Origin of the sequence: Methylobacterium variabile (assembly GCF_001043975.1) — a bacterium.
GTDB lineage: Bacteria > Pseudomonadota > Alphaproteobacteria > Rhizobiales > Beijerinckiaceae > Methylobacterium > Methylobacterium variabile.
Window position 1 is genome coordinate 1 of record NZ_LABY01000540.1, and the last position, 1,000, is coordinate 1,000.

Sequence of the window (1,000 nt, forward strand, 5' to 3'; positions counted from 1 at the left end):
CTCGAACAGGGTTCGGTAGCGGGCCTCATTCTCCCGCAGGGCGATCTCGGCGAGGGTCCGCTCGGTGACGTCGTGCCCTTCCACGAAAATGCCGCTGATACCCCCATACGCGTCGGTGATGGGCTGGTAGATGAAATCGAGGTAGCGCTCGTTGATCGGACCGCCCGGTACGGCCTGGACGGCGTACCTGGCACCGGTCGCCCGGTGTGCTTTGCCCGAGCGGAAGACGTCGTCGAGCAGGTCGACGTAGCCTTGGGCGGCCGCGTCCGGCAGAGCCTCTGCAACCGTGCACCCGCCCACGTCGCGGTGGTCGATGGCCCTTTGGTAGGCGGCGTTTGTCAGCGCGAAACGATGCTCCGGTCCGGTCAGCAGGGCAATGAAGCTCGGGGCTTGCTCGAACATCTGGGCGAGCGAGGCCGACTGGGCGCGCAGGTTGCGCACCTCGGCTTCAAGTTGCTCGCGGGACAGGGTTTCGGGTTCCGGAAGGATCACGGGTTGCATGCGGGCCGGGTTAGCGTGGGATTGTGTTGCGCGCGAGGACTTCGGACGAGACGCCATACATCATGCGAAGTGATACGCCCTCAGTTGGATCGCCCCGCGCCAATTTGCTCAGATACTTTTTTGGAAGCTCCGCAATGGCGCCTCGACCGCGCAGATGACTCCTTTGGTTGCGTAGTCGTGACCAAGCCGTTCTTCTTGCTTTGTATCTCTCAAGACAAACTCCCGCTGCGCCGTTGTGCCGTGAGCGAGAGACGACGGTGACCGGGAGTTTTGTAAGACAGTTTCAGGCCGGGAGGGTCATGACGACGCGAAGTCCCGGCCGGTTGTCTTCCAGCGCGAGCGTGCCCTGATGAAGGCGCACCACCGCGTTGATGAGCCTCAGCAAAAAAAAAGAAGGGATACGAGAGGGAGATGTGAAGGGGTGACCCTGCGTCAGGTAGGGATGGAGGGGCAGGGACACGACGGAGAAGCAGGACGAATATAAACATATCAGAGCGAA

The 1,000-nt window shown here is 61.8% G+C and carries 2 protein-coding genes; both read right to left on the reverse strand.

Annotated elements, in window-relative coordinates; genetic code table 11:
• Positions 1-501 (reverse strand): PAS domain-containing protein (locus tag VQ02_RS34395; protein WP_245239951.1); only part of this gene is annotated, 501 nt, incomplete at its 3' end.
• A 283-nt stretch (positions 502-784) separates the two neighbouring features.
• A partial coding sequence (locus VQ02_RS38910; RefSeq protein WP_209437113.1) for a hypothetical protein occupies positions 785-1,000 on the reverse strand: 216 nt, incomplete at its 5' end.